At 71.2% G+C, this 21,599-nt stretch carries 16 protein-coding genes and 1 tRNA gene; 11 read left to right on the top strand and 6 right to left on the bottom strand.

Annotation, left to right across the window (positions count from 1 at the left end; genetic code table 11):
• Window positions 1-12: 12 nt before the first annotated feature.
• The 3 genes from RI138_RS09685 (at window position 13) to RI138_RS09675 (ending at window position 4,124) form a co-directional block, all read left to right on the top strand.
• Window positions 13-966: an ATP-binding cassette domain-containing protein gene (locus RI138_RS09685; RefSeq protein WP_311119574.1), complete on the top strand. Its 954-nt coding sequence runs from the start codon at window positions 13-15 to the stop codon at window positions 964-966.
• Window positions 963-1,757 carry an ABC transporter permease subunit gene (locus RI138_RS09680; protein WP_311119573.1) on the top strand — a complete coding sequence of 265 codons (795 nt, stop codon included), beginning with the start codon at window positions 963-965 and terminating at the stop codon, window positions 1,755-1,757. The genes RI138_RS09685 and RI138_RS09680 overlap by 4 nt, the downstream gene beginning before the upstream one ends.
• Before the next feature lie 312 nt (window positions 1,758-2,069).
• Window positions 2,070-4,124: a nuclease-related domain-containing DEAD/DEAH box helicase gene (locus tag RI138_RS09675; protein WP_311119572.1), complete on the top strand. Its 2,055-nt coding sequence runs from the start codon at window positions 2,070-2,072 to the stop codon at window positions 4,122-4,124.
• A 152-nt stretch (window positions 4,125-4,276) separates the two neighbouring features.
• On the opposite strand, the gene RI138_RS09670 is transcribed toward RI138_RS09675, so the two are convergent.
• Entirely contained in the window at window positions 4,277-4,417 is a 141-nt protein-coding gene (locus tag RI138_RS09670; protein WP_158740469.1) for a hypothetical protein, read from the bottom strand.
• 185 nt (window positions 4,418-4,602) lie between these two features.
• Between RI138_RS09670 and RI138_RS09665 the strand changes: the two genes are divergently transcribed.
• Entirely contained in the window at window positions 4,603-5,355 is a 753-nt protein-coding gene (locus RI138_RS09665; protein ID WP_311119571.1) for a hypothetical protein, read from the top strand.
• A gap of 88 nt (window positions 5,356-5,443) precedes the next feature.
• Here the strand turns inward: RI138_RS09665 and RI138_RS09660 are convergent, their stop codons facing one another.
• The 3 genes from RI138_RS09660 to RI138_RS09650 form a co-directional block, all read right to left on the bottom strand.
• Window positions 5,444-6,193 carry a PaeR7I family type II restriction endonuclease gene (locus RI138_RS09660; protein WP_311119570.1) on the bottom strand — a complete coding sequence of 250 codons (750 nt, stop codon included), beginning with the start codon at window positions 6,191-6,193 and terminating at the stop codon, window positions 5,444-5,446.
• A 13-nt stretch (window positions 6,194-6,206) separates the two neighbouring features.
• On the bottom strand, window positions 6,207-7,883 hold the full coding sequence (locus tag RI138_RS09655) for an Eco57I restriction-modification methylase domain-containing protein (RefSeq protein ID WP_311119569.1): 1,677 nt from the start codon (window positions 7,881-7,883) through the stop codon (window positions 6,207-6,209).
• A 463-nt stretch (window positions 7,884-8,346) separates the two neighbouring features.
• Window positions 8,347-8,419: transfer RNA gene (locus RI138_RS09650), tRNA-Arg, on the bottom strand.
• Window positions 8,420-8,725: 306 nt separating this feature from the next.
• On the opposite strand from RI138_RS09650, the gene RI138_RS09645 reads away from it, so the two are divergent.
• The 7 genes from RI138_RS09645 to RI138_RS09615 all read left to right on the top strand — a co-directional run bounded on the left by RI138_RS09645 (window position 8,726) and on the right by RI138_RS09615 (window position 17,537).
• Window positions 8,726-10,369: an ATP-binding protein gene (locus RI138_RS09645; RefSeq protein ID WP_311119568.1), complete on the top strand. Its 1,644-nt coding sequence runs from the start codon at window positions 8,726-8,728 to the stop codon at window positions 10,367-10,369.
• Entirely contained in the window at window positions 10,366-12,342 is a 1,977-nt protein-coding gene (locus RI138_RS09640) for a YfjP family GTPase (RefSeq protein WP_311119567.1), read from the top strand. Before RI138_RS09645 ends, RI138_RS09640 begins: the two co-directional genes overlap by 4 nt.
• Before the next feature lie 124 nt (window positions 12,343-12,466).
• Window positions 12,467-12,928, top strand: coding sequence for a single-stranded DNA-binding protein (locus RI138_RS09635; RefSeq protein WP_311119566.1), 462 nt, complete (start codon window positions 12,467-12,469; stop codon window positions 12,926-12,928).
• Window positions 12,929-13,116: 188 nt separating this feature from the next.
• Window positions 13,117-14,610, top strand: a complete 1,494-nt coding sequence (locus tag RI138_RS09630) for a Cys-Gln thioester bond-forming surface protein (protein WP_311119565.1) — start codon at window positions 13,117-13,119, stop codon at window positions 14,608-14,610.
• A gap of 127 nt (window positions 14,611-14,737) precedes the next feature.
• Window positions 14,738-16,402, top strand: a complete 1,665-nt coding sequence (ettA, locus tag RI138_RS09625; RefSeq protein ID WP_311119564.1) for an energy-dependent translational throttle protein EttA — start codon at window positions 14,738-14,740, stop codon at window positions 16,400-16,402.
• 5 nt (window positions 16,403-16,407) lie between these two features.
• Window positions 16,408-16,830, top strand: coding sequence for an acyl-CoA thioesterase (locus RI138_RS09620; RefSeq protein WP_006124496.1), 423 nt, complete (start codon window positions 16,408-16,410; stop codon window positions 16,828-16,830).
• The gene (locus RI138_RS09615) at window positions 16,827-17,537 is read left to right on the top strand and encodes a hypothetical protein (protein ID WP_311119563.1); all 711 of its coding nucleotides are present in this window, start codon (window positions 16,827-16,829) and stop codon (window positions 17,535-17,537) included. The genes RI138_RS09620 and RI138_RS09615 overlap by 4 nt, the downstream gene beginning before the upstream one ends.
• A 189-nt stretch (window positions 17,538-17,726) precedes the next feature.
• Here the strand turns inward: RI138_RS09615 and RI138_RS09610 are convergent, their stop codons facing one another.
• Together RI138_RS09610 and RI138_RS09605 are read right to left on the bottom strand one after the other, a co-directional pair.
• Window positions 17,727-18,761 (bottom strand): ABC transporter ATP-binding protein, encoded by a 1,035-nt coding sequence (locus tag RI138_RS09610; protein ID WP_311119562.1) that lies wholly within the window; start codon window positions 18,759-18,761, stop codon window positions 17,727-17,729.
• Window positions 18,758-21,598: an ABC transporter permease gene (locus RI138_RS09605; RefSeq protein ID WP_311119561.1), complete on the bottom strand. Its 2,841-nt coding sequence runs from the start codon at window positions 21,596-21,598 to the stop codon at window positions 18,758-18,760. The genes RI138_RS09610 and RI138_RS09605 overlap by 4 nt, the downstream gene beginning before the upstream one ends.
• Window position 21,599 lies beyond the last annotated feature (1 nt).

Genomic DNA, 21,599 nt, shown 5'->3' with positions numbered 1-21,599 from the left:
AGCGTCGGCGGCATGATCGAAGCAACGGAACTCACCAAACGCTATGGCGACCGGACCGCCGTCGACCGGCTGTCGTTCACCGTCCGCCCCGGCCGGGTGACCGGCTTCCTCGGTCCGAACGGCGCCGGGAAGTCGACCACCATGCGCCTGATCCTCGGCCTCGACTCCGCGAGCGCGGGACGCGTCACCGTGGACGGGAAGGCGTACGGGGACCTTCCCCGACCGCTGCGCGCCGTCGGCTCGCTGCTCGACGCCAAGGGCGTCCACGGCGGCCGCTCCGCCTACCACCACCTGGCCGGACTCGCGGCGAGCAACGGCATCCCGCGCCGCCGCGTCGAGGAGGTGCTCGACCTGGTCGGCCTGCCGGTCGCGACGGCCCGCAAACGCACCAAGGGCTTCTCGCTCGGCATGGGCCAGCGGCTCGGCATCGCGGCCGCGCTGATCGGCGACCCGGAGGTGCTGATCCTCGACGAACCGGTCAACGGCCTCGACACCGAGGGCATCCGCCTGGTCCGGGAGCTGATGAAGTCGCTGGCGGCGGAGGGCCGCACGGTCTTCCTCTCCAGCCACCTCATGAGCGAGATGGAGCTCACGGCCGACCACCTCATCGTGATCGGACAGGGCCGGCTCCTCGCGGACACCACGATGCGCGATTTCATCGAGACCAACTCCCGCGCCCACACGCTCGTACGGTCCCCCGAACCGGAGAAGCTCCGGGCCCTGCTGGCAGCGGCTGGAGCGGGCGTCCGGCTCGACGCCCGGGGCGGCTGGCGGGTCGACGGGCCCGATGCCGCGACCATCGGCGACCTGGCCCGCGACCACGGGATCGCCGTCCACGAACTCACGCCCGCACACTCCTCGCTGGAGGAGGTCTACACGACGCTGTCGCAGTCCTCGGTGGAGTACCGGGCCTACCGGGCCGAGGACAGGACCCACTCGGCGAGCCGGAAGGAGACAGTCCGATGACCGTTCTCGACCGACCCGGAACGAACAGGGAAACGCAGCGGAAGCGGACCGGCTTCCCGGAGGCCTTCGCCTACGAGTGGATCAAGTTCCGCAGTGTGCGCTCCACGGTGTGGACGACCGCGGCCGCCGCCGCACTCCCCGTCGTCGGCGCGGTGTTCGTCGCCGCCACCGGCAGCCTGCAACCCGACGACACCGTCCTCGGCGGCAGCCTCACGCTCTCGGTCGTCGCCCAGATGCTGGCGGCGGTGGTGGGTGCGCTGGTGGTCACCGGGGAGTACAGCAGCGGCACGATCCGTACGACGTTCGCCGCCGTCCCCCGCCGGGGCACGGTCCTCGCGGCCAAGGCGACCCTGGTGGCGGGCGTGATGTACGTCCTCGCCCTGCTCTCCTGCTCCCTCGCCTACCTCGTCGGGGACGCGCTGCTGCCGCAGGGCCGATACGCGCAGGGCGAGCCGCTGCCCGCCCTGTTCGGCATCGCCGCCTCCTTCGCAGTGGCCGCCGTGCTGGGCCTGGCCGTCGGCATCCTCGTACGCCACTCCGCCGGGGCGGTCACCACGGTGATCGGCCTGCTGCTCCTGCCGTCCCTGTTCGGCCCCCTATTCGGCGACGCCGAGCGCTGGGTCGCCGGAGTCTCCCCGACGGCCGCCCTGGAGAAGCTCACCCAGACCTCCGAGGCCACCGCCGACGCCGTGGGCAGCCTCGGCCCCTGGCCCTCCCTGCTCCTCGTCGCCGCCTGCACGGCCGCCGTCGCGTCGGCCGCCCTGCTGCTCCTGAGGCGGCGGGACGCGTGAGACACCAGGGAGTCCCCCCGGTAGGTTGACGAACCCGGTGACGGAACGCGTCACCCAGGCGGACGGGGGACGTGGAGGGTCGAACGAGGAACCGGACTCCGACGCGGTCGAGGTGTCCAGCGACGTAGGTGCCGGGCCGCTGCTTCCGGCGCTCGCGGCCACGCGGTTCGTCGAGCCCCGGAAAGCGACGCGCCCTGACGCCCCGTCGCTGACCGTCCTATGATCACTACGGGGCGTACGAGGGGGGGGCTGGGTATGGGGGCAGGCGGGTCGGCTTCGCGACGGGCCCAGGAGGCGCGGCGCCAGGAGCGGTTGCTGCGTGAACAGTGGCAGGCGGCCCGGCGCCAGGCACGCCAGTGGGAGGCGGGGAGCGAGGGCGAACGCCTGGTCGCCGCCCAGCTGCTGGTGCTCACGGAGCGCGGCTGGCGTCTGCTCGTGGACCGGCGGTGGCCGGGGACGCGTACCGCCAACGTGGACATGCTGCTGGTGGGGCCCGGCGGGGTCTTCGTGATCGACGTCAAGAACTGGCGGTCCGCACCCGAGGTCCTGGACGGCAAGCTCCTGGCGGGCGGCGAACCGCGCGACGAGCACGCCACCAGGCTCCTGGCGGTGACGAAGGCCGCCGAGGGCGCGGTCGCCTCGCTCGGACTGTCCCCGGTGGCGGTCCAGCCGCTCATGGTCTTCGCGGGCCGTCGGGTCGACGCCGAGCTCGGCCGGATCCGGCTCCTGGGGGAGCACGAGGTCGGCCCCGCTCTCCTGTCCGAACGCTCCCGGCTGCGTAAGGAATCGGTCCGGGCGATCGCCGACCATCTGGAGCGGGTCTTCCCCGACTACGAGGGATCGGAGGTCGCACAGACGGCCCCGCCGCCTCCCGCCGGGCTCCCTCGCCAGGCCGATGCGCGCCAACAGTCCGAACCAGAAGGGCTGTTCGACCTCTCCGGTCTGCGGGACGCGGCGCTGGAAGAGGCGATGCGGGCCCCGATCGAGCAGTGGATGACGTTCCTCCACCCCGACCAGGTCGCGCTGGTACGCCGCAACTGGTCGGGCCCGGCGCGCATCAGCGGTCCGGCGGGCACGGGTAAGACCGTTGTGGGCCTGCACCGCGCGGCCCACCTGGCCCGGCGTACCAGCGGCCGGATTCTGTTCGTCACGTTCGCCAACAACCTGCCCCGGGTCCAGGGCACCTTCTTGCGGGCCATGTCCCCGGCGGTCGCCGACCGCGTGGACTTCCGCAGTCTGCACGCGTGGGCGCACGAGTTCCTCCAGGAGCGCGGCGTCCAGGTCCGGCTGCACAAGGACAAGGCCGAGACCGCCTTCAGCCTCGCCTGGACGCGAGTCGGGCGCGGCAGCCGCCTCGCCGAGATCGACCCGGCGCCGGGCTACTGGCGCGAGGAGATCGACCACGTCATCAAGGGCCGGGGCATCACCGCCTTCGAGGAGTACGCGACCGTGGCCCGGCGCCGCCGCAGGGCGATTCTGCGCAGGCCGCACCGGCAGGCCGTGTGGGAGCTGTACGAGACGTACGAGTCGCTGCGCGCCGAACGCGGTGTGCACGACTTCAATGACGTCCTCTCCCTCGCCCTGGCGGAGGCGACCCGACACACGGGGGAGCCGCCCTACGCGGCCGTGATAGTCGACGAGGTCCAAGACCTCACCCTCGTCGGGGTGCGCCTGCTGCACGCCCTGGCCGGCGATGCCCCCAACGGCCTCCTTCTGGTGGGCGACGGCCAACAGGCCGTCTACCCGGGCGGGTTCCGCCTCGCCGACGCCGGCATCGACATCCGGGGCGACCGCGGCCAGGTCCTGCGCACCAACTACCGCAACAGCAAGGAGATCCTCGACACGGCGCTCGCGGTGGTAGCCGATGTCGCGTTCGACGACATCGACGGCCTGCGCACACCGGGCCGCCGGGACGTCGATCTCACGTACCACGACGGCCAGGTGGTGCGGGTCACCGAGCCGACGGTGACCGAACACGACCGGGCGCTCCTCGACGCGCTGCACGCCCTGCCCGACGGCGCGCGGGCCGACGCCGCCGTGCTGTGTCCCTCCGTGCGGGCCATCGGCCACTACCAGCGGCTGCTCACCCAGGCGGAGATCCCGGTGTGCCTGCTGGAGCACTACGACGGCCGCCCCGTCGACGCGGTCAAGCTGGGCACCTATCGCAGGGCCAAGGGCCTGGAGTTCAAGCGCGTGTACCTGCCGCAGCACACTGCCGCCCTGCCGAACGGGTCGCTGTCCGGCGACCCCCACGCGGCGGAGGCGGCCGAGACGGCACGGGAGCGTGAAGAGCTGCTGCGCAGCCAGCTGTTCGTGGCGATGACCCGGGCGCGTGACGTGCTGTGGCTGGGCGGCGTGGCCTCTTAGGGGCTGTCCCGTACTCCCCGGCGGACAGGCCTCAGCGGCCGCCGCGCGGCTTCCCGACCTCGAAGCGGAGGTCGGGGAGGCCCGTGGCGCCCCTGGCAGGAGTCGCCCGCAAGGAGGAGCTCAACGCCCCGTTTTGTGAACTTGATAGGCACCTACAGGCTCTGTAGCCACCAGACGGTTGCCGTCACCATGACGGCGCCTGCGGTGTACGCCGCCCCACGGACGGATGCGAACAGCGCGGTGCGGATCAACCGCTCGAAGGTGGACTTCTCGGAAGTGGACTTCTTCGACATGCTTTCGAGACCCTCCTGGTCGTGCACCCCTGGCTGGGCGCCCCGCACCTAGAGTCACCCCTCCCTTGCAGGCCAGGATGTGTGAGGCTGCCTTTCGATGTCTTAGGGCGTCCGAGCACATGCTTGGACGCCGTGCGAGTATTGCTGGACGTTTCTGGACGGTGCTGGACGGTCGGGGGTAAGTCGTGGCCAAGGCCTTGCAGAAGCCGGGGCTTCCCCCGGGCGCTCTCAGGGAACTCAACGAAGCTCTGCACCAGCTGCACTTGCTGGCTGGGTGGCCGAGTTGTCCGGATATGGCACGAATGTCATCCTCCGGCTCCAAGAGCACCATCCATGCGGCCTTCCGCAAGCCGGACCTGCCCGCGCTGACAGTCGTACGCGCGCTGGCGTATGAACTTGCCGGTCTGGCTGGTCGGGACCAGGACGAAGAGGTGCACCGGTTCCGCGAGTTGTGGATCTCTGCCGCCCGGGAGTATTCCGTTGCGGGGGGCGGTGAGGAGCAGCCGTCGCAGACAGCGCCCGGGGGCGTACCAGCTGGAGCGCGGGAGCCCCATGACGGGGATGGTTCATGGGCGCTTCTGCACCGAAGGGGCAGCCCGCAGGTTGACTCTGACGCACTGACGGCTGCCTCAGAGCTCGACAGTGCAGCCTGGCTGAATGTAATAGAGTTGGCGATATCCGCCGTACTTTTGTCTCTTTTTCCCGTAAAGACCAAGGCTTACGAGTTCTTGCGCAACGCGAAGCTGCCCGAAGAGATCTATGTCGCAGGTGCCCCGGATTCGATTGGCTACTGGGTCGGAATAGTGGGGCACGTTCGCAGCGATTCCTCGCTGGAGGGCCTGATGGGGCTGATCGAATCAGCGGAGGCGGTCTGCGGTGGAGGTCCGCGCGAGCTGCAAATGCTCCTCGGCGCACTCAGTGACGCTCCGGGCGACTGAGGTCGCCACGCGTTGTATCGGACTGTCGGTTTCCGGCAGGCTGACGGAAGCGGATCGCGGCACCGAATCCAGCGGCGCCGCGATGCTGTTACATCGGCAGATTTCCTTGACCAGGGCCAGGGAGTCCCAGGTCCTCCAGGTACCTGATGCGAGCGTTGATTGCTGCAGAGAAGTGGCGCCAGTCCAGGCTTGTGACGGGCTCGGTTGGCCTCGCTTCCTCCTTCGATGACGTGATATAGCAGACAGAGTCGTAAAGCCCCTCGTCCATAAGGCGCTCGCAGAAAATGGCGAACCTGTCTTGATAGGACTTCCCCAGCCAGATCCGCTCGACCGGAAATGGGCCTTTCCGGACCGATACTGGGCTGCGAGACTTGGGGTGATCTTCCATTATGAAAAAATACCCGAGCCACGGCTTCTCGCCGGGGAAAGCGTCAGCGAGGGCGGCGCGGCGCAGGTCCACTGCGCTGCCTAGTGCTTCCTCGACCCGGTTGTTGTAGTTGTTTCCGAACGAAGGCCCGCCCAGGGCCTTGAGTTCGAAGGCGGCAACCAGGGTGTTGCCGCGAGTCACCACGAGATCCCACTGCTTTTGGGGCCGGTAGTACCCAGGAAGCTCCAGTCCCTGCTGCTTACTTACGCGAATGTCTTCCGCTGCGTAACCAGCATCGAGGAAGAACTTGGCGAGCAACGCAACAATGTGGTCGAAATGCCTTCCTCCTCGCACTGAGCCAGCCGTTCCCGCCCCCACGGCGTCCTTGATGGCGGAGAGCTCGTGCTGATTATTCTTGGCGTCCCAGTACGCAGCTATGGCGTCCTCGAAGTCTTGGCGGGTAACCGTCAAGATCCGTTCCTTTCTAGTCGGGTAGTTCGGCGAGCCCATAGACACGCAGAGCAGCTTCAGTGGCAGCCTGCGCATCGCGGTTGTCGAAGGCTTCCCTGAGTGCGACCTGGTCGCACTCGCTGATCGCCTGCGGATCGGGCACGCGGATCTTGCGGAGGTACTGAGCCTGGAAGCGGATCGTTCCCCCTCGCATCTTGACGGCGTACGCCTCTACGAAAGCCTCGGCAACTTTCGACAGCAACAGACCGCCGAGAACGCGCATGTCCCAGGCTGCCGAGACGATGAAGTACAGGTTGTGGTGAGGGTACAGTCCGCCTTCATCGAGGACCGGATGGATCGTCAGCTTCATGTCCGGCAACAGCAGCTTCGGCCGACCGATCAGGCGGCGATCGACCTTGTCGATCGTCTTGTACCAGCGATCAGGCTGCTTGGTCGCGACGTAGCGCTTCCGTAGCGCGGTTCCATGTTCCTCGAAGTACGAGGCGAGGCGGGGATACGCGGCAAGATCGACGAGGCGGCCCTCGGCTGTCCATGGGTTGACCAGATATGTGCCGTGCCAGTGGAGGGCACCGCTGGTCGTGTCGCGGACCATGGCCATGGGGAGGAGGCGATCGCTCTCGACGAGCCCCTTGTCTTCCGTGAGGAAGACCTTGTCGGCGCCGGTGGCAATGCCGATGCCGACCCGAGTGCCTGTCTTGTCGTCTTCCAGCAGCCGGAAGCGTTCTGTGAGTTCCTCGAGTACCGCCAGCCTGGCGGGGGAGGCGGCCGGCCAGGAATCCTCATCCGGGAACCAGTTGGGCATGCGGGCTGCTTGGAACGCCGTTGTGGTGATCGACTGCGAGGAGTCCTGTGCACACCAGGACACAAAGTCCCGGGCCTGCGCGCTGCCGAACTCCCGGGTGGTGTCTGCTGCCACTGCGCGGCCCTGAGCCTGGTTGGAGATGATCGTGATGGCCGGATAGGCCGAGACCTGATCGTCGAAGGCATCTACGTCATGCATGACAAGCGCCACGTCCATGCTGAAGCGGCTGCGTACCATCTGCCGGAGTCGACGACCGTACTGGTTCCGCATCCAGCGGTCCGCACAGATGAAGCCCAGCCGCCCCCCTGGGGCGAGGCTCCGTAGCGCTACTTCGTAGAAGCCGATGTAGATGTCTGCTCGGCCACCCATCGTGGTGCAGGCTTGACGGTATGCAGTCATCCGGGCGTCGGGAACGTCTTCGAGGCGGATGTACGGAGGGTTGCCGACCACGTAGTCAGCTCGATGGTCGGCGTCAGCTTGCAGTAGGTAGTCACCTTGCTCGACCCAAGCCGCAGCCACCTTTCGCGACTCCTCTGCCGGCCATCCCTCGGCAACCAACTGCGCCTCGACAGTCGCGCGGCTCCGCAGCACGTTGCGGTGCAACAGGTCCAGGGCTCGAACTGCGGAGAGTGCATCCGTGATGGGGCGATTGTGCGCGCGGCAGGACGAACTGATCCTTGAAGCGATCGCGACCAGGAATGCACCAGCGCCACAGGCGGGCTCGACAAGCCTCACCTCGGTGAGGTCCTTGTCCACGGTGTAGCCGAGGAGATCGAGGGCAAGGTCGACCACCCAGCGTCGCGTGAAGACCTCACCGTGTTCCACAGCCTCCACGGGGAGGGCGGGAAGGTTATGAAGGTCTGTGTCGATGAACAGAGGGGTAGCCACATTCCGACCCTACTAGGGAGGATTCTCGCCGCCGGGGCCTGTCACGGCAGCTGTAAGTCCGCGAGCCGGAAGGCCGGTGGCCGTGAAGAACAGGAGGATCGAAGCTCAGGCCTGCTCCGGCGCGGACGGTCGGGTGGGCAGTTGCCGGACACCGGGCACTTCGACCGTCCCGCACGCGCTCCCCTCCGGCTCCGAGCCGGGCGTGCTTCCGCCCGGCCACCGCGGCGACAGAGCACCAGTGGGCGGCCCGAACTGCGGGCCGCTTCCGGGCCGACCGGTCGGCGAAACTCGCCGCCGGCCGGTTCCAGGCCGAACCTCGCCACCGGCCGGTTTCAGCGGGACATTCCAATTTCAGCGGGACATTCCAAGCCGCCTCGGCCTCGCTTCCCGGCTTCTCGACCGGCCGTCGGAAACCGCCCTGACCAGCAGAAAAGACCCTCCCGAAAGAGGATCTTGGATCGTGCGCCCCCGGCAGGACTCGAACCTGCGGCCAAGTGCTTAGAAGGCACCTGCTCTATCCACTGAGCTACGGGGGCCGGGAGTCCTGATCGGTGGTTCCGTGGCCGTGCCGGGACAAGGATAGGGCTCCGATCCCCTGGACCCGGTTGCTTCACCTGCGTGGCACGATGTGGAGGTTCGGTGAAGCGAACCGATAATCGCAGGTGGGTGCGATTCCTGCACCAGTTTTCGCCCCCCGCGCGCCGGGTGTTGTGCACTCGTTATGCCCCTGCCCCACTCGTCCCCTCTGTCCGGACTCTGTCCGGAGGGTGGAACCGCCGCGCAGAGGGGGCTATAAGCTTCAAAAAGGCTCTAAAATTGGGCATTCTTCGCATGTGGTGACCATGGACGTACGGCCTCAGCTCATCGACGCACTTTCCGCCCTGCGCGACCGTGTCGCCGCTGTGCGTCTCCCACTGCCCCTGCCGGGGGCCGAACGCGCCCGGCAGACCAGGGTCGAACTCCTCGCCCAGCTCGACGACTACCTGCTCCCACGCCTCAAGGACCCCGAGGCGCCGCTGCTCGCCGTGATCGGCGGCTCCACCGGGGCCGGGAAGTCCACGCTGGTGAACTCGCTGGTGGGGTGCCGGGTCAGTGAGGCCGGGGTGCTGCGGCCCACGACGCGGACCCCGGTGCTGGTCTGCCACCCCGACGACCACCACTGGTTCGCCGGGGTACGCGTGCTGCCGCAGCTCACCCGGATCTGGCTGCCGCCGGGGCAGACGCCCGACCCCGACGGGCTCGACGACCTCGGGGCGCGCGGTGAGCACGGGGAGACCGCGCTCCGGGTGGAGACCGCCGTCAGTCTGCCCCGCGGGCTCGCGATCCTGGACGCCCCCGACATCGACTCGCTCGTCGTCCGCAACCGGGTCCTCGCCGCCGAGCTGATCTGCGCCGCCGACGTCTGGGTGATGGTCACCACCGCCTCGCGCTACGCCGACGCCGTGCCCTGGCACCTGCTGCGTACCGCGAAGGAGTACGACGCGGCCCTCATCACCGTCCTCGACCGGGTGCCCCACCAGGTGATCGCCGAGGTGTCGCGGCAGTACGCGGCGCTGCTGACCCGGGCCGGACTCGGGGACGTACCCCGGTTCACCATCCCCGAACTGCCCGAGTCCGCGGGCGGCGGCAGCGGACTGCTCCCCACCACCGCCGTCGCCCCGCTGCGCGCCTGGCTCACCCACCGGGCCCAGGACCCCGCGGCCCGGCAGCAGGCGGTGGGGCGCACCGCGTCCGGCGTCATCGAGTCGCTGAACGTACGGATGCCCGAGCTGGCCGCCGCCGTCGCCGCCCAGTACGCCGCCTCCGTACGGCTGACCGGGGTGGTCGAGGACGCGTACGGCAAGGAGGCCGCCCGGATCAGACGACGCCTCCAGAGCGGGGCGGTGCTCTCCGGGGACGCGCGGACCCGGTGGCGCGGCTACCCGCTCTACAGCGCGCCCGAGGAACTCCTCGAAGCGCTCGTCGACAGCCTGGTGGCCCTCCTCCAGTGCTCCGTCTCCGCCGCCGACGAACAGATCCGCACCCAGTGGCGTCGCGAGCCCGCCGGGGCCCTGTTCCGGTTCGACGGCGCGGGACGGGACTCCGGGGGGTGGGGGCCCGCCGAGGACGTCGAGGGGCGGATCGCCGTCGCCGTACGCAGGTGGCGGCGGGTCCTGGAGGAGCTGGCCGACGAGGAGGTGCGCCAGCTCGACCGCAGCGTGGCGCCCGACCCCGAGACCGTCGCCGCCCTCCTCGCGGCCGCCCTCCTCGGCGGCCGACGGGCCCGTACGGCGGGGGAGCAGCTCGCCGAACGCATCGGTGCCCAGGGTGCGCTGAGGCTCCGTGACAAGGGAGGTGAGCTGCTGACCGGCTATATCGACCAGGTGCTCGGCGGCGAACGCGACCGCCGCCTCGCCCCGCTCGACGCCCTCGACGTCGCCCCCGAACCCCAGGCCGAACTGATCGCCGCGCTTTCCGTACTGCAGAAGGAGAGGTGGCAGCGATGACCGCCGTCACGGACGAGGACCACGACAACGGTGCGGCGAAGGCCCGCCCGCGGAAGGACGGTGGCCGTGAGGACGGGCCCACGCCGGGGCCCGACGGCGAGCGCACCGGCCGGCGCTGGGACGACGGGCTCATCGCCCGCCGCGCCGCCGCTGCCGAGGCCCGCCGGGGCGGGGAGCCCGGGCCCGGAGTCCCGGACGAGGACGACGTACGGCCACAGGTCGAGGCGTACGTTCCCTCGGGCGGACCGCTGCCCGCCCGCCTGGACGCCCTGCGCGAACTCGTCGGTCTCTCCCGGGCCCGGCTCGACCGGGACACCCTCGCCGAGGCGGGACGGGTGCTGGACGAGGCCGCGGCCCGGCAGCGGCTCTCCTCCCGGCACACCGTCGTCGCCGTCGCGGGCGCCACCGGCAGCGGGAAGTCCACCCTGTTCAACGCGCTGGCCGGGGCCCAGATCTCCGACACCGGGCTGCGCCGCCCCACCACCTCCCAGCCCATCGCGTGCAGCTGGACCGACGGGGCCGCCGGACTGCTGGACCGCCTCGCCATCCCGGGGCGGCTGCGGCGCAGGCCCCACCCCGGGCCCGTCGCCTCCGACGAGGTGCTCCAGGGGCTCGTCCTGGTCGACCTTCCCGACCACGACTCGGCGGCCACCGAACACCGTGAACAGGTGGACCGGGTCCTGGCCCTGGTCGACGCGGTGATCTGGGTCGTCGATCCGGAGAAGTACGCCGACGCGGCCCTGCACGAACGCTATCTGCGCCCGCTCGCCGGACACGCCGAGGTCACCTTCGTCGTCCTCAACCAGACCGACCGGCTGCCCGGCGAGGCCGCCGACCTCGTCCTCGACGATCTGCGCCGCCTCCTCGACGAGGACGGCATCGCCCTCGGCGAGCACGGCGAACCCGGCGCCACCGTCATGTCCCTGTCCGCGCTCACCGGTGACGGGGTGCCCGAACTGCGCGAGATGGTCGGCCGGTTCGTCCAGGACCGCACGGCCGCCACCCGCCGCCTCTCCGCCGACGTCGACGCGGCGGCGGCGCGGCTGCGCCCCGTGTACGTGGCGGAGGGGCGGCCGGGTCTCGGCGAACGGGCCCGGGAGGAGTTCACCGACCGGCTGGCCGAAGCCGTCGGGGCGGCGGCCGCCGGGCAGGCCGCCGAGCGGGAGTGGCGCAGGAACGCGGGCCGGGCCTGCGGGACGCCGTGGCTGCGGCTGTGGCGCTGGTACGAGTCCCGGGGCCTGCCCGGCAGCCTGGACCGGATGGGCCAGGCGCTCACCCCGCCCGAGGAGGAACTGACGGCCCGGCAGCGGGTCGAACAGGCGGTCCGGATCGTCGCGGACGAGGCCGCCGACGGGCTGCCCGGACCCTGGGCGCAGGCAGTGCGGGAGGCCGCGTTCAGCGGGGCGAAGGGGCTGCCCGAAGCGCTGGACGAGCTGGCGGTGAAGGCGGGGGCGCCCGGTGCGGGCGGGCGGGGCGGCGGTGCCGGGCGGCGCTCCGGAGCCACCGGGCGGGGCGGCGGCTCCGGCCGGCATGATCAGCCCGGGAGTGACGGTGCCGAGGGGCGGGGCAGCAGGGGCGGCCCCCCGGTCGGCGGGCGCCCGGCCAAGCCGCCCCGGCCCAAGTGGTGGCCCGCCGCGGTGCTGGCCCAGGTGTCGATGACGCTGATCCAGATCTTCGGCGGTCTGTGGCTGGTCGGCCAGATCATCGGCGTCCTGGAGCCGGGGCTCGTCACCCCCGCGCTGATCATGCTGGCCGGAGTCGTCGGCGGGCCGCTGGTGGAGTGGTCCTGCGCGGCGGCCATCCGGGGACCGGCCCGGCGCTACGGGCAGGACGCGGAGCGACGGCTGCGCGAGGCCGCGGCCGCGTGCGGCCGGGCGAGGGTCCTGGACCCGGTCGCCGCCGAGCTGGTGCGCTACCGGGAGGTGCGCGAGCGGTACGTGACGGTGGCGGAGTTTTCCACAACCGGCCGGTAGTCCACAGGCCCCGGCGCGATTCCCTTCCGGCGTCCACCATGGAGTCCGTACGGCAACGTCGGACGACAGTACGTCAGGGCAGGAAGACGACAGCACGTCAGGACAGGAATCGGGGGCGGGAAAAATGAATGAGACCTTGGTGACGCTGGTGGGAAACGCGGCCACGGCCGTGGAGTTCCGGGAGACGGCCACCGGAGGAATGGCGCGATTCCGATTCGCCGTGACACCGCGCCGCTGGGACCGCGAGAAACAGCTCTGGGCCGACGGGCACACCAGCTTCTACACCGTCTGGGCCTGGCGGGCCCTGGCCGTCAATCTGGCCGGTTCCGTTTCCGTCGGTGAACCACTGCTCGTGCACGGCCGGTTGAAGGTGCGTGAGGAGGAACAGGGTGGTCAGCGGCGGACGTTCGTCGATGTCGAGGCCGTCGCCGTGGGGCATGACCTGAGCCGCGGAACGGCCGCCTTCCGCAGGGCGATCAGGGCCGAGCCTGGTCTGACGGAGCGTCCGGAGCGTGTTACGGACGGCGATGCGGAGCCGCCGCCGCAGGGGCGGGAGCGAGCCGGTGAAATGGCGGCGGTGTCCTGAAAAGGCTGGCCGGGGTGCCGCCTGGGCGATAACGATTCCGATTCGGAATGGTTGTCCCAGGGCAGTACGGGGGATTGCTCTTCGCCCGTTCCTTAGGATTCCCAGAGCTCATGGGTCACTTGGGTCTGCTGGCGGGACATTCCCCACACGCGCACCACGCGCGAGGGTCCCGCCCGGAGGGGAATTCTGTGTTGTCTGAGTCTTCAGTGTCCGCTGCGCCTTCCGGTACGACAGGGGCGCCCCCCGGCCGAGGCATCCTGCGCCCGGTCACCGCGCTGCTGCTTTCCGGTCTCGTCGCGGCGGCCGCTCTCGTCGGCGCGGGCCCGGCGGTGGCCGGCGACCCGGGGCGGCACCACGGCGGCGCGGCCGCGGTGCTCGACGGGCTGAAGACCTTCGACAGCGCCGTGCTCCGCGTGCCGGGCGAGAACGGCGAGCCCGACCGGACCCAGGAACTGCCCGCCGGGCTGTTCGAGATGACCGTGGACGGCGGCGGCAAGCTCAAGACGTACTGCATCGACCTCCACAACCCCACCCAGAACCAGGCGACGTATCTGGAGACCCCCTGGGCCGAAACCTCGCTGGGCGGCAACCGGAACGCGGGGAAGATCCGCTGGATCCTCCAGCACTCCTACCCTCAGGTCGACGACCTCGCCGCCCTCGCCGAGGCCGCCGGGACCGGCCCGCTGACCGAGCGGACCGCCGCCGCAGGCACCCAGGTCGCCATCTGGCGCTACTCGGACGGCGCCGACGTCACCGCGGCGGACAAGCAGGCGGAGAAGCTGGCCGACTGGCTGCACCGCCACGCGCGCAACGCGAAGGAGCCCCGCGCCTCCCTGACCCTGGAACCGGCGGCGGTCTCCGGCCGGGCCGGGGAGCGGCTGGGGCCCGTGACCGTCCGCACCGGCGCCGACCAGGTCTCGGTGTCGCCCCCGGTGGACGCGGCGGCCAGCGGGATCAGGGTCACCGACGAGAAGGGCGAGGCCATCACCGCCGCCGCCGACGGCGACCGGCTGTACTTCGACCTGCCGAAGGACACCGCCGACGGCTCCGCCGCGCTGAGCGTCCAGGCCACCACCCAGGTGCCGGTCGGCCGGGCCTTCACCGGGATCGGCCGGACCCAGGCGCAGATCCTGGCCGGGTCCAGCGAGTCCACGGTCTCCGCACGGGCCACCGCCACCTGGGCCGAGACGGGCCCGGCCCCCGCGGTGACCGCCCGGGAGAACTGCGCGAAGGGCGGCGTCGACATCACCGTCGCCAACCGTGGCGACGCGCCGTTCACGTTCGAGCTGGCCGGTGCCGAGCACACCGTCGCGGCCGGGGCCACCCGCACCGTGACCCTTCCGGTCGCCGAGGATCAGGCGTACGACTTCGCCATCACCGGGCCCGGCGGCTTCCGGAAGAGTTTCACCGGGGTGCTGGACTGCGCCACCGCCGGCAGCGTCCCGCCGGGCGGGGACGGGGCCGACGGCGGTGCGGGCAACGACATCGGCACCCGGAGCGCCCAGCGGTCCGTCCCGGCCACTACCGGCTCCAGCACCTCGGGCCTGGAGGGCGACCTCGCCGCGACCGGTGGCTCCAGCGCCACCCCGATGATCGCCGCCGTGGCGATCGGACTGCTCGTCGTGGGCGGCGGCGCGGTCTTCCTCCTCCGCCGGAAGCAGGCGCGCACCGAGGACGAGTGAGTGCCCGCACACATGCGGTGACGTGCGAGGAAGGAGCCTACGGTGATACGGGTTTCCGTCCGGGGTTGGACGTCAGGCAAGATGGGGTGTATCTGCCCACACCTCTATTGCTGCCGGACGGTTTCTCTTGGCTGAGTACATCTACACCATGCGCAAGACGCGCAAGGCGCACGGCGACAAGGTGATCCTTGACGACGTCACCTTGAACTTCCTGCCCGGTGCCAAGATCGGTGTCGTGGGACCCAACGGCGCCGGTAAGTCCACGGTGCTGAAGATCATGGCGGGCCTGGAGCAGCCGTCCAACGGTGACGCGTTCCTGTCGCCGGGGTTCAGCGTCGGCATCCTCATGCAGGAGCCGAAGCTGGACGAGGAGAAGACGGTCCTGGAGAACGTGCAGGACGGCGCCGCCGAGATCATGGGCAAGCTCAAGCGCTTCAACGAGGTCGCCGAACTCATGGCGACCGACTACTCCGACGCGCTGATGGAGGAGATGGGCAAGCTCCAGGAGGACCTGGACCACGCGAACGCGTGGGACCTGGACGCCCAGCTGGAGCAGGCCATGGACGCCCTGGGCTGCCCGCCCGGTGACTGGCCGGTCATCAACCTCTCCGGTGGCGAGAAGCGCCGGGTGGCGCTCTGCAAGCTCCTCATCGAGGCCCCGGACCTGCTCCTCCTCGACGAGCCCACCAACCACCTCGACGCCGAGTCGGTGAACTGGCTGGAGCAGCACCTCTCGAAGTACTCGGGTGCCGTCGTCGCCGTCACCCATGACCGGTACTTCCTCAACAACGTCGCCGAGTGGATCCTCGAACTCGACCGCGGCCGCGCGATCCCCTACGAGGGCAACTACTCCACGTACCTCGACAAGAAGGCCACCCGCCTCAAGGTCGAGGGCCGCAAGGACGAGAAGCGGCAGAAGCGCCTCAAGGAGGAGCTGGAGTGGGTGCGGTCGAACGCCAAGGGGCGCCAGACCAAGTCCAAGGCCCGTCTCGCCCGGTACGAGGAGATGGCGGCCGAGGCGGAGAAGATGCGGAAGCTGGACTTCGAGGAGATCCAGATTCCGCCGGGCCCCCGGCTCGGCTCCATCGTCGTCGAGGTCGAGAACCTCTCGAAGGCCTTCGGCGACAAGGTCCTCATCGACGACCTGTCGTTCACGCTGCCCCGTAACGGCATCGTCGGCGTCATCGGTCCGAACGGCGCGGGCAAGACCACGCTGTTCAAGATGATCCAGGGCCTGGAGACCCCGGACACCGGCTCCATCAAGATCGGTGACACGGTCAAGATCTCCTACGTCGACCAGTCCCGCGCCAACATCGACCCGAAGAAGACCCTCTGGGCCGTCGTCTCGGACGAGCTGGACTACATCAACGTCGGCCAGGTCGAGATGCCGTCCCGCGCCTACGTCTCCGCGTTCGGCTTCAAGGGCCCGGACCAGCAGAAGCCGGCCGGTGTCCTCTCCGGTGGTGAGCGCAACCGCCTCAACCTGGCCCTCACGCTCAAGGAGGGCGGCAACCTGCTGCTCCTCGACGAGCCCACCAACGACCTGGACGTCGAGACGCTCTCCTCGCTGGAGAACGCCCTCCTGGAGTTCCCGGGCGCCGCGGTGGTCATCTCCCACGACCGCTGGTTCCTGGACCGCGTCGCCACGCACATCCTCGCCTATGAGGGTGACTCCAAGTGGTACTGGTTCGAGGGCAACTTCGAGTCGTACGAGAAGAACAAGGTCGAGCGCCTCGGTCCGGACGCGGCCCGTCCGCACCGTGCCACGTACAAGAAGCTCACGCGAGGCTGATCGTCTTGGCTCGTCACCTCTACAGCTGCCCTCTGCGCTGGTCGGACATGGATGCCTTCGGCCACGTCAACAACGTGGTCTTCCTCCGCTATCTGGAGGAGGCGCGCATCGACTTCATGTTCCGGCTGGCGCCGGGGGACGGCTCGCCGTCGTTCTCGGGCGGGTCCGTCGTGGCCCGGCACGAGATCGACTACGTACGGCCGCTGGTCCACCGGCACGAGCCGGTGACCGTCGAGTCGTGGGTCACGAAGATAGGCGCCGCGTCCCTGACGATCGCCTATGAGATCAAGGACGACGACCAGGTGTACGTACGCGCCTCGACCGTCGTCGTCCCCTACGACCTGGCGGCGGAGCGGCCCCGGCGGATCTCCGCCGAGGAGAAGCTCTTCCTCCAGCAGTACCTGGCAGAGGAGCCCGCCGCGGCATGACCGTGCCCGTGCAGTCGCTGCTGTTCGCCGACCCGAGGGAGGCGGCGGATCTCGCCGCCTTCCTCGGCCGGCTGCTCCACTACGACCGGGCCGCCGCGGTCCGGTTGCAGGCGGGCGGCGGCGACGCGCTGGCCGTGTTCGGCCGCCCGCCCTCCTTCGAGGTCCTCGCCGTCCGTGCGGCCCGTCTGGCCCGCCCCGAGACGCTCGACATCACGGTGTCGGCGGGGGAACTGCTGGAGTCCCTCGACGTCTCCGGTGAGGGCCCCGGCGAGCAGGCCGGGGCGCTGCCCGCACCCGTCACCGGGCCGCCCTGGACCGGTGTCCTGCCGCCCCGGGGGCCCTGGCGGGAGCAGGCCGGGCTGCCCGGTCCGGACGCCCTGCGCACCGCCCTCGACGCGGCTGTCGCCGAATTCCGTACGCGGGACGAAGCGCTGTCCGAGGAGTCGCGTACCCGCGCCGAGCGCGACCGGATCGGCCGTGAGATCTGGTCCCGGCCGGTCGGTACGACGGACCTGCCCCTGCGCGCCGTGCACGCCGCCCAGTCCCTCGGCTTCCTCCGCGCCGACCCGGACTTCCCGGTCTCGCTGTTCGCCTCGGGCGGCTGGCTGCGGCTGCGGACCCCGTTCGGCTCGATCGCCCTGCGCCGCGACCAGACCGGCGGCCTCGGCGGGCCGGGCGGGCTGGGGCTGTCGGTCGGGCCCGGCTGAATCGTCGGAGCCGACTGGTCTGTCGGGCCTGGTTGATCTGCCGGGCCTGGCTGGATCGTCGGAACCGGTTGATCTGCCGGGGCTGGCCGGATCGTCGGACCTGGCTGAACTGCCGGACCCGGTTGAACCGTCGGACCGGCTGCGACATGAGGCTCCGAGAGCCCCCGACCGCCTCGCCGCCTGCGGCTGCTACTGCTCCGGAGCTCCGTCGGCCTTCCCCTCCGTGCCGCCCGGCTCCCCGTGCGCGTCCGGCCAGACCCCGATGTGGTCCTGCTCCAGCTCCAGCAGCACCCGGTGCTCCATGCCCAGCGCCCGCGTGTGGTCCGCGGGCAGCTGGAGCCGGCCCGCCCGGTCGAGCATCGCGTACTCCCGGGCCACCTGAGACTCCTGGCCCGTCGCCGCGTCCACCTCCGTGCGGCGCAGCACCTCGGAGGACGTACGGCCGTCACGGATGGCGACCGTACGGCGCACCTCGCTCGCCACCGCCTGGTCGTGGGTGACGATCACGATCGAGGTGCCCAGCTCCTCGTTGGCCCGCCGGAACGCGGCGAACACCTGCTCCCCGGTGGCCGAGTCCAGTTCGCCGGTCGGCTCGTCCGCGAGCAGGACGGAAGGGGAGTTGGCCAGCGCCACCGCGATGGCCACCCGCTGCTGCTGCCCGCCCGACAGCTGCTGGGGCCGCCGGTCACGGCAGTCCGCGATGTCGAGCATGGCGAGCAACGACTCGGCGCGGGCCGCCCGTTCGCGCTTGCTGCCGCCGCCGCGCAACTGCATGGGCAGGGTGATGTTCTGGATCGCGGTGAGATACGGGAGCAGATTGCGGGCGGTCTGCTGCCAGACGAACCCGACGACGTCACGGCGGTAGCGCAGCCGCTCCTTCGGCCCCATCGACAGCAGATCGCATCCCGCGACCTTCGCCGATCCGGCGGTCGGCACGTCCAGGCCCGCCAGGATGTTCATCAGCGTCGACTTGCCGCTGCCCGACGCCCCCACCAGTGCCATCAACTCGCCCTCGGCAACCAGCAGATCGAGGCCCTGGAGGGCCTGCACCTCCACCCCGTCCGTGGTGAAGATGCGCACCACCCGGTCGCAGGCGATCAGTGCGTCGTGGCCGTAGGAGGGGCGGTCCCGGCGGGCCGCCGCGCGCTGCTCCAGCTCGGCCAGCGTCGTCTCGGCCCCACGGGCCGTGGCTGCCGTCCGGGCGGACGTGGTGGACGAGGTCATCGGGAGTCTCCTGCCCTGAGTTCGGTGATCGATCCGCGGCGGCTCGCCCACCACGCCTGGACGCCCGCGACCGCGGCGGCGAGCGCGACCACCCCGGCAGCCGGAAGCCCGAGCGACCACAGGTCGGTGCGCAACGGGACGGGGTCCGGGGCCGATCCGGCGACGCCCGCGAGCGCCAGCGCGACCAGATCGACGCCGGGGGAGAGAAGGACGATGGTCGCCCAGCCGGTGAACAGGCCGCCGACCGCCGCCAGCAGCGCCTGCGGCATCGCCTCGAAGGCCAGCAGCCGCCTGCCCTGTCCGGTGGTCAGCCCCATCGTGCGCAGCCGCGCCAGCAGCGTCCTGCGTTCCGGTGCGGTCTGGAGCAGCGACAGCAGTACGGCCAGCAGCGCGTATCCGGCGCCCGCCACGACGGCCGCGAGGTAGATGCGTTCGGCGCCCGCCTGCATCGGGGCGTTCACGTACCGCTCGCGCTCCTCGGAACGCAGCTGTACGACGTACTTCTTGCCGCTCCCGCCGACCGCCGCGTGCAGCTTCCCGGGGTCCGGTGTGCCGTTGAGGAACAGGGTGGTGGGTTCCCCGTGGTCGAGCGAGGCGGAGTTCACGATCAGGAAGTGCGCGGTCGAGACCGCTGCCGCGCGCGAGGCCACCCCCACGATCCGGACCTTGAAGTCGCCGGACAAGGTGTCGACGGCGACCGGCTCCTTGCCCAGGCGGGCCGCCACCGACGGGGACGCGATCGCCGGAAGGACGCGCCCGGGGCCGGGTTCCGCGCCCTTCGGCACCGGCGCCGCCGCGCCGGTGGCCTTCAGCCGGGCGGCGGGGAACTCCGGCAGCCCGGTCGCGCGCGCCAGCCGGGCGTACGTGGCGGGGTCGACGCCCACCAGGGCCGCGCTGTCGGCGCCCGCAGCCCCGGTGCCGCTCGCACCGGCTCCCGTGGCGTCGGTGCCGCCCACGTCCGCCGTCGGCAGGGCCACGCTGTGCTCGACACGTACCGGAGCGACGTTCTCCACCCCGTCGAGGTCCTTCACCGTACGGACCAGGGGGCCGGGCAGCGTCGTCCGCTCGCTCAGTCCGCTGATCCGGGCATCCGCCCCCACGGCCTTCAGCGCCGCGTCGTCCCGGGCGTCCCCGATGCCCGCCACCACCGACCCGCCGAACGCGGCCGTGGCCAGCGCCAGCAGCAGGGCGAGCAACGGCAGTGTCCCGCCGGCCGAGGCCCGCCCGGCGCGGGCGAGCGACAGGAAGCCGATCGCCCCGCGCAGCCGGGCCACGGGGCGCGCGGCGAGGCGCAAGGGCAACGGGTAGAGCCGGACCAGGACGAGAGCCGCGATCAGGGCGACCAGCACCGGTGCCGCGCTGACCAGCAGATCCGTGCCGCCGCCGGTCGACGTACCGCGCCGCAGCAGGGCCGTCACCGCGCCGACCGCCAGCACCAGCAGCGTCAGCTCGGCGACGGTGCGCCGACGGGACGGCCGGGCGCTCACCATGTCCTCGCGCGCCCCGTGCAGCGTCGGCCGGATGTGCTGGAGCGTCGTCCGCAGCGGCAGGGCCAGGCAGACCAGCAGGCCGGTCCCCGCCGCCGCCAGCGTTCCCGGCCACCACCGGCCCTCGCCCACCACCAGCACCGCGAGCAGTAGCCCGAGCGCGGCGGCGGGCAGCACCGTCACCGCGGTCTCCGCGAGCAGCCGTCCGCCGATGCCGCGCAGGGAGGCGCCGCGTGAGCGCAGCAGGGCCAGTTCGCCGCGGCGGCGCCCGCCGATCAGGGCGCCCGTCATCAGCAGGACGACAGTGGCCACGGAGGCGATGCCCAGGGCGGCGACCGCGATCACGGGACTGATCGCCTCGCGCATCCGGGCGTTCGCCGCCACGATGTGGCCGAGCCCGCTGCGGACCATCGCGGTGTCCCCGGCGATCTCCCGCGTCTTCAGCAGTCCGGGGCCGCTCTCCAGGGAGGCGAGGACGGATGCCAGACGGGGGCCGTCGGGGCCGGTCAGCGCCGCCGGGTCGGGCGGAAGCCGCCAGTACAGGGCGGGCTCGGTGGCCGTGCTCAGCAGGACCGGGGCGGCGTCCTCGGCCAGCAGGACCGTGCCGGCCCAGAAGTAGGTGGGAAAGGGACTCGCGGGGTCCGGGACCAGGGACGGGCTGCGCAGCAGCGGATCGGCGGACCAGTAGCTGCCGTGCGGGTCACGCGGGGCGACGATGCCGGTGATCCGTACGGTGACGGTCTCGCCCGACGCCGTGGGCACCGCGAGGGTCGCGCCGACCTTCACCTTCAGCTCGGCGGCCGTCTCCTCGGTGACCGCGCCCTCCACCGCACGGGAGTCCGAGGTCACCGGGCCCGTCGTCGCGGGCCAGGCCCCCGAGCTGAGCGTGGCGTGCTCCCTCAGGCCCAGTTGCGCCGCATAGGTGAGCCGCGGCGGAGCCGCGTCGGGGCGCGGCAGCCAGGGTTCGGTGGCGACGACCGGCCTCGTGGTGCGCACCCCGTACGCGACGGAGGACGTGTCGGCGCGCAGCGGTGCGGGCAGTGCCTTCAGCAGCTCCCCGCCGACGCGCGTCAGCTGCGGGCCGCGCATCTCGGCCTCCCGTTGCCCCTGCGGGAGTTCGAGGCCGGGCTGCGGACGCGCGACCTCCACGACGCTGCGGTTCGGGTCGGCGGTCAGGATGTCGTGGCGCAGCCCCTTCGTCTCGTACGCGTCCACCGCGCGCGGAAACGCGGCGGCGAGGAACGCGGTCACCAGCACCAGTACCGCGAGGGCCACCGCCGCACCGGGCGCGGTCCGCAGCCGGGTCCGTATCCACGGGGCTTCCGCCGCCCGCCTGTTGTCGTCGCTCATG

It is taken from the genome of Streptomyces durocortorensis, from assembly GCF_031760065.1.
Taxonomy (GTDB): Bacteria; Actinomycetota; Actinomycetes; order Streptomycetales; family Streptomycetaceae; genus Streptomyces.
This window is presented reverse-complemented; position numbering and strand designations above follow the sequence as displayed.

Bases quoted from the DNA above. Each gene is read 5' to 3' on its own strand.
- RI138_RS09610 (WP_311119562.1), bottom strand. From the start codon at position 18,761: ATGACCTCGTCCACCACGTCCGCCCGGACGGCAGCCACGGCCCGTGGG.
- RI138_RS09615 (WP_311119563.1), top strand. From the start codon at position 16,827: ATGACCGTGCCCGTGCAGTCGCTGCTGTTCGCCGACCCGAGGGAGGCG.
- RI138_RS09640 (WP_311119567.1), top strand. From the start codon at position 10,366: ATGACCGCCGTCACGGACGAGGACCACGACAACGGTGCGGCGAAGGCC.
- RI138_RS09670 (WP_158740469.1), bottom strand. From the start codon at position 4,417: ATGTCGAAGAAGTCCACTTCCGAGAAGTCCACCTTCGAGCGGTTGATC.
- RI138_RS09605 (WP_311119561.1), bottom strand. From the start codon at position 21,598: ATGAGCGACGACAACAGGCGGGCGGCGGAAGCCCCGTGGATACGGACC.
- RI138_RS09645 (WP_311119568.1), top strand. From the start codon at position 8,726: ATGGACGTACGGCCTCAGCTCATCGACGCACTTTCCGCCCTGCGCGAC.
- RI138_RS09635 (WP_311119566.1), top strand. From the start codon at position 12,467: ATGAATGAGACCTTGGTGACGCTGGTGGGAAACGCGGCCACGGCCGTG.
- RI138_RS09680 (WP_311119573.1), top strand. From the start codon at position 963: ATGACCGTTCTCGACCGACCCGGAACGAACAGGGAAACGCAGCGGAAG.
- RI138_RS09685 (WP_311119574.1), top strand. From the start codon at position 13: ATGATCGAAGCAACGGAACTCACCAAACGCTATGGCGACCGGACCGCC.